The sequence below is a fragment of the Oleiphilus sp. HI0123 genome (genome assembly GCF_001635315.1).
Map to the genome: position 1 here is coordinate 1 of NZ_LWGE01001039.1, position 4,697 is coordinate 4,697.

The window sequence follows — 4,697 nt, forward strand, 5'->3', positions numbered from 1 at the left end:
TCGTTGCAGCATTCTTTCTATCAGTATTTTTACTTCCAGCACTGGTTATGGTGCTACCGGTAAAAGAGAAGAAGCAAGCAGATAAAGCACACAAAGGCCTTGATGCAATCGCTAATTTCGTCATTAACAAACGCAGACAAATTTTGATCGGTACCGGCTTGGTAACAATCGCCATTTTCTCTGCTATACCATTAAATATGATAAATGACGACTTTGTCGGTTACTTCAAGCAAAGTGTAGAATTTAGAAAAGACACCGACTTTACCGCTGAAAACCTTTCTGGCATTTATACAATTGAATACTCACTAGTTGCCGGAGAATCCGGTGAGATAAGCAACCCGAAATTCTTACAACAGGTCGAGGCATTCAGCCAATGGCTTGAAGCTCGAGAAGAAGTTGTTCATGTCGATACGATTACCGAGATATTCAAGCGCCTGAATAAAAATATGCATGCCGATGATGAGTCATACTTCCGGCTACCGGAGTCACAAGATTTAGCGGCACAATATTTACTGTTATATGAAATGTCGCTCCCCTATGGGCTGGATCTCAACAACCAGTTAAACGTAGATAAATCATCTATCAAACTAACTGTTGTACTAAACAATATACCAAGCTACAAAACCTTAGCGCTTGAAAAGGATATTGCTGAATGGCTTGAGACAAATACCGATATTACTGAGTTCTATGCTGCGAGCCCGAATATCATGTTCTCTCATATCGGTGAGCGAAACGTTATGAGTATGGTTTCGGGGGTAAGTTATGCATTGATACTAATTTGTATCATCATGGTGATCGTACTCAGGTCAGTCAAACTGGGCTTGGTTAGCCTAATCCCTAACCTTATACCTATTGGTGCTGCATTTGGTTTGTGGGGTATCTTCAACGGTAATGTTGGCATATCCGTAGGTACCGCAACAGGTATGGTCCTGGGTATCGTCGTTGATGATACCGTCCACTTTTTAAGCAAGTATCGAAGGGCTAGGCGTGAGAAAGGCTATACTAGCGAGCAAGCGGTGCAATATGCTTTCGCAACCGTTGGTACTGCACTTTGGGTGACAACCTTCGTTTTAGTCGCAGGGTTTATGGTGCTTGCATTGTCCAACTTCAACATGAACGCCCACATGGGTATCTTCACTGCAACAACGATTACGCTAGCACTGATATTCGACTTTATAGCGCTACCCGCAATTCTACTCAAGCTGGAAGAGAAGACTGCGGGTAAGCAAGGCACAGAAAACATCCTTACTTCTACTCCAAACTAAAACCCAACAAAAAAGCCCCTACAAAGGATAATTTGTAGGGGCTTTCTTATTCATCAAGTAGCTATTCTGGTTTAGCGTTTGCAGCACACTCGCCACGAGAACGATCCAGACGGCAACGAATTTTCCAGAGTAACTTAAGTGCCGTAGGATGATTGACCTTGTCTGCCTTTAGTGCCATGCGTACACGTTTACTGAAATGATCAATATCATCCTTAGTAAACTGACTAATCTCGATCCAGTAGTTTTGAGGTATTTCATTCTCAGCATCCTTAACCATTCGTTCCATATCATCCATTCGTGTCAGGATATAATTACGCATTTTGTGGCCAAAGCTAACGCACTCACGCTTTCTGGCTTTTCGGTTCCTGGAACATACCTCAGGGAATTGATCACGCTTAGCGATTGTTTGCAGCATGCCATAATAAAGTCGGTAATCAATTATCCCGCCCTTGTCACCTAATCCGTTGTATAGCTCAAATGTGTTATAGGCCAAAGCTGGCATCAACAAAATATCGACATTACCATTATTGAATTGCCCTGCAAAAGTGGTCAGAGAAACATTGAAGGGAGAAGCACCCGCCAAGTCGGCAAACTTTTTAGCCTGGGGGTCTCCATTAAGAATTGCCAGTTTTTTACCAGCAAAGTCATCGATACTTTCTATCGATCGGTCATTTACAAAGGCAAACATTGACCCTACCGGAAAAGTTGCAACCACTTCGTAATTACCCTGGGTCATCAACTTACCGGCACGAGGACGAGCCAACGTACCCAAGGCGAGTTCAAGGCCTTTCTGGGAGGTAATCGCGCCAATAGCATCCATTGTGCCGCCAAATTTAACGAATTGGCGTGAAAGTATTGCGCTCAAAAGTACGGCTTCACAGCGCCCTGCTTTAAACTCACTTGCGGCGACCTTTTCGTCAGTATATGCAACAAACCTGATACTCAAGCCCCATGATTGAGCTTTTGGTATTAAGTCAGAATAAAAAGACATAACCGGGCCATTACGCCCAACCGGATCCCAAATACAAAATGTTTTTTTCTCTAGAGAGTATGCAGACGTGCTTGCTAATATTAATACCAGCGCTATTAAGACGTTGTAGACCTTCATTCCGAAAAGAATTCCTTGTTTAGGTTCTTGTTAACTCAAGGTTTGCAAGATTATATCTTCGTTTTTATGGTACAAGTGTCCAGCAAAGTAGCCGTATTTATCATGTAATTGTTATAAGATAGCGATTCACGGTAACTGGCCAGTTATAATAGCTGGCAGTTTTATATCTACTTATTTCCCACACTATAACGAAGTGTTTGTTAGTTCAATACTTATTACAGATTAATATGACAGATTCTCATCAAGCCAAACTAGTTACCATTCTAGGCCCTACGGCAAGTGGTAAAACCTCATTAGCTGTAGAGCTTTGCCGTCAGTTTTCAGGTGAGATAATCTCTGCCGACTCTCGCCAGGTATACCGGGGCATGGACATTGGTACAGGCAAAGATCTCGATGAATACGAAGAAGTCCCCCATCACCTAATCGACATTGTGGAGCCGCAAGAGGAATTCAACCTTTTCGCCTACGCCCAACATTTCTCCACAGCTTTCACCAATATCGTCAAACGCGAACAACTGCCGTTTTTAGTGGGCGGAACAGGGATGTATCTAGATGCCATATTAAACCGTTATGAATTAACGATAGCGAAGTCTGACGAAAAAGCACGTCAGGAAATGGAAAATAAATCAGAACGCGAATTAATCGAGCTATTGCTAAGTTTTGACAAAAATTTACACAACACAACCGACTTGTTAAGCCGAGACCGCATCATTAAAGCAATCGAAATAGCAGTAGCCGACAGCAAAGATCTAAAGCCACTGGAGCTTCCCACTTTTACACCCCTTACGATAGGCATTCGCTTAGAGCGCGAAGAAATAAAGGCTAGAATCACAGCGAGGCTTAAGGCACGGCTTGAAGAAGGCATGATAGAGGAAGTAGAAACACTCAGACAACAAGGCCTTCCCTGGGAAAAGTTACACTTCTTCGGCCTTGAATATCGCTTTGTCGCACAATACTTGCAAGGTGAGCTGAGTTACAACGATATGTACCAAAAACTCAATTCAGCCATTCACGCTTTTGCAAAACAACAAAGTAAGTGGTTTAGGAATATAGAAAAGAAGGGGCAGGAAATTCATTGGATCGATAAAGGAGAGGATCTTTTCGACAAAGCCGCAGAGCACCTCGCGAAGCATCTTTAGCGAGCTTTGCTTGGCGAACTACGCTAATGCGTGCAGCTTCTTAAAGGTCACTAGCCTCAACTCGTTTAAGTCTTTTTCAAGTACTGCCAGCGTCAAACCGTGCTTAACCATGCTTTTTAACAAGCTTTTGTCTGCATATTCCAGTATATCCAATACACGCAAGGGGTGTTGCTCAGCCAAGCAGGCAATTACATCTTGCGCCTGTTTTTTCGGCAGCCGAGCTAGCAATTCGGCTGCATAGCGCTCATTCATAAAGACCGCTGTTTCACAGACATACTCAACAGACAAACCTTTTGCTATTTGAACAGCACTCTTAATGGGGAGCTTAGATGTAATTCTTGCCGCAATGGGTGGGTCGATATATTTGTTTGTAATCGCAAGCACGAGAAAGTTGGGGATATATCTAAGCGTTTGAGAGATAGACTCGAAAAAACGATCAAATCCTTTTCTTTCACGTTCGAGCACCGACTCAACCAAATCAAACACAGCTTCAAATTGTTCATCACTCATGCCAGAAATTATTTCTGGCAAGTCACTTTCACTCTGCCGTTCAAGTTGCTCTAATTGCTCCTCACGTTTTGCTACGCGTTCCATTCTAGCAACCTTATTGATCGATGAATGCTAATGGAACGAAAGCAACAAGAATGAGTGTTGTACCCATAACCATAAGCGGAAGAAGTAAACGCTCGTGGCGATAATAAAAGGAATCGCCCTCTTTTAAAGCGAGACTGACTTCCTCATCACCCACAACCTGACGGGTAAGTAGGTGATTTAACGAAACCGGCGGACTCAAATAACCAAGTTCGAAAGCCATCAAGCAGGTCATCCAGAAGTGAATCGGATTGATTCCGGCAGCATAAGCAACCGGAGCAATCGTACCTGTAACCAGGATAAGCGCACCAAAGGGGTCCATTACCATGCCGATCATCACCAAAAACAGAACGAGAAACGCCATCGTGCCGTAGGTAGAGCCGAAGAATTCGGGTATCTCTAGTACGCCGCCGCCCCGTTCTATAATGCCGCCAACTGTAAACGAGCAAGCCATTAACATCAGTAAGGCGCCAATTTGTATGGATGAGTTATCTACAGAACTGGAAAAGGCTGAAGATATCGTCGGACTCGCCTTAGCACTTTCATTTCGCTGATGGAAATCCCTACTAAATTTACGTTCAAACACTAAAACTG

The 4,697-nt window shown here is 43.3% G+C and carries 5 protein-coding genes; 2 read left to right on the forward strand and 3 right to left on the reverse strand.

The features are described from left to right. Positions 1 to 1,265: RND family transporter (locus A3761_RS09020; protein WP_156491773.1), on the forward strand; the 1,265-nt coding region annotated here is incomplete at its 5' end. 61 nt (positions 1,266 to 1,326) lie between these two features. Here the strand turns inward: A3761_RS09020 and A3761_RS09025 are convergent. Continuing rightward, positions 1,327 to 2,373: a putative solute-binding protein gene (locus A3761_RS09025; protein WP_068553859.1), complete on the reverse strand. Its 1,047-nt coding sequence runs from the start codon at positions 2,371 to 2,373 to the stop codon at positions 1,327 to 1,329. Between the two features lie 227 nt (positions 2,374 to 2,600). Here A3761_RS09025 and miaA point away from each other — a divergent pair, with 227 nt between their 5' ends. Then, entirely contained in the window at positions 2,601 to 3,512 is a 912-nt protein-coding gene (gene miaA, locus A3761_RS09030) for a tRNA (adenosine(37)-N6)-dimethylallyltransferase MiaA (protein WP_068507507.1), read from the forward strand. Positions 3,513 to 3,530: 18 nt separating this feature from the next. On the opposite strand, the gene A3761_RS09035 is transcribed toward miaA, so the two are convergent. Then, positions 3,531 to 4,106, reverse strand: a complete 576-nt coding sequence (locus A3761_RS09035) for a magnesium transporter MgtE N-terminal domain-containing protein (RefSeq protein WP_068507510.1) — start codon at positions 4,104 to 4,106, stop codon at positions 3,531 to 3,533. A gap of 10 nt (positions 4,107 to 4,116) precedes the next feature. Then, a partial coding sequence (locus A3761_RS09040; RefSeq protein WP_156491774.1) for a TRAP transporter large permease subunit occupies positions 4,117 to 4,697 on the reverse strand: 581 nt, incomplete at its 5' end.

What these genes read in the sequence shown, in the direction of transcription:
- A3761_RS09025 (WP_068553859.1), bottom strand. Translation starts at nt 2,373, where the DNA reads ATGAAGGTCTACAACGTCTTAATAGCGCTGGTATTAATATTAGCAAGC.
- miaA (WP_068507507.1), top strand. Translation starts at nt 2,601, where the DNA reads ATGACAGATTCTCATCAAGCCAAACTAGTTACCATTCTAGGCCCTACG.
- A3761_RS09035 (WP_068507510.1), bottom strand. Translation starts at nt 4,106, where the DNA reads ATGGAACGCGTAGCAAAACGTGAGGAGCAATTAGAGCAACTTGAACGG.